We start from the raw sequence: 1,297 nt of genomic DNA, 5'->3' as shown, positions 1-1,297 counted from the left end.
GCGACGATGCGGGGGTGCTGGCGGCCCTCGCGGAGCGGCACGGGAAGCAACTTCAGGAGCGCTACGCCGAGTGTCGCGCGGAGGCGCGGCGGCAATTGGTGGCGGAGCGTGGCGACCCCTCGCCCACTCGTCTGCTCTGACCCTTGCCGCAGTGCAGCAGGGGCGTCACAACGGGCCCATGCGCACCGACTTCTACCGCATCGAGCGGCTGCCGCCCTACGTCTTCGCCGAAGTGAACGGGATGCGCGCGGCGATGCGGGCGGAGGGGCGCGACGTGCTCGACCTCGGCATGGGCAATCCCGACAGCGCGCCGCCCCGCACGTCATCGCCAAGCTGGCGGAAGTCGCGGCCAATCCCCACGCGCTTGGCTATTCGGCGTCCAAGGGCATCTCAGCCTTGGCTGCAAGAGAAAAGCCGGTAGGTTCGATCTCATTCATTGTCAGAGCCGCGTGATGGGGGACCTTGATGCCGTACGGCCTGAATGTGAGCCCTGTGAACGGTCATTACGTCTCCGTGGAAGCCATCGACGGCGCGATCGACCAAGTCAGCCTGGAAGATGAAACGCCCGATGGTGGCTACCCGCCAAGAGGGAGACCCCTCAGCGCCGGTCGTCCCGTCAGGACCGAACACCTCCCGACCAGGATGCGGTGGCTGGGTCGGGAAGGTCACGCCATTCCAGACTTCGACAACGGCCTGGTCTTGAACGTGTCGGCGAAGGCCAAGGCGCTCATCGAGGAGCTCGAGCCCGGCATCCACCAGTTTGTCGAGGTCTCGTACGAGAACGCATCCGGCCAGCACCTCGAACGACGCTACTTCCTCTTCGTCGGCAACCGCCTGGACTCGATGCATCCGGACAATCCGACCATGGCCCTGAACCGCGGTATGTACTGGGTACCGTTACAGGATCTGATCCGTCGCGGTCAGCCGATCCCCGCGGACAAGAGCCCCGAAATGGCTCCCAAGATTGTTCTGAGTGCCGATCAGATCGGACATGCACATCTTTGGGTGGATAGCCGCTCTGCCGGCGGAGCGACCTTCGTTTCCGACAGGTTCGTGGACGCCGTGCGCGACAGGGGACTGACCGGATTGAAGCCAAGCGCGATCGAAACCTGGTAGCTCAGGGACCGCTTCCCACCCATTGCGGACGTTCGTCCGATCCCCATCTTGATTCCATGGTCTGGGACCTCAGAGGCGCGCTGCTAAAGAAGGGCGAGACGGAATCGGCGCGGCTGGCCGATTTCGAGTTTCGCCTGCGGGTGCGGACCTTTCGCCTGCTGGCGGCGGCGCTCGGCGAGGA

General features: G+C 64.8%; 1 protein-coding gene and 1 pseudogene. Both read left to right on the top strand.

The window, feature by feature from the left end; genetic code table 11:
• Positions 1-178 precede the first annotated feature (178 nt).
• Positions 179-399, top strand: a pseudogene (locus BS69_RS0112940) (aminotransferase); the annotation flags it as partial.
• Positions 400-465: 66 nt separating this feature from the next.
• Positions 466-1,116, top strand: coding sequence for an imm11 family protein (locus tag BS69_RS0112935; RefSeq protein ID WP_029942373.1), 651 nt, complete (start codon positions 466-468; stop codon positions 1,114-1,116).
• Positions 1,117-1,297 lie beyond the last annotated feature (181 nt).

It is taken from the genome of Sphingomonas astaxanthinifaciens DSM 22298, assembly GCF_000711715.1.
Taxonomy (GTDB): Bacteria; Pseudomonadota; Alphaproteobacteria; order Sphingomonadales; family Sphingomonadaceae; genus Sphingomicrobium; species Sphingomicrobium astaxanthinifaciens_A.
The sequence above is the reverse complement of the archived record's forward strand: the minus strand, read 5'-3'. Positions and strand labels throughout refer to the sequence as shown.

Excerpts from the sequence above, each read along its gene's own strand:
- BS69_RS0112935 (WP_029942373.1), top strand. The coding sequence starts at position 466 with ATGCCGTACGGCCTGAATGTGAGCCCTGTGAACGGTCATTACGTCTCC.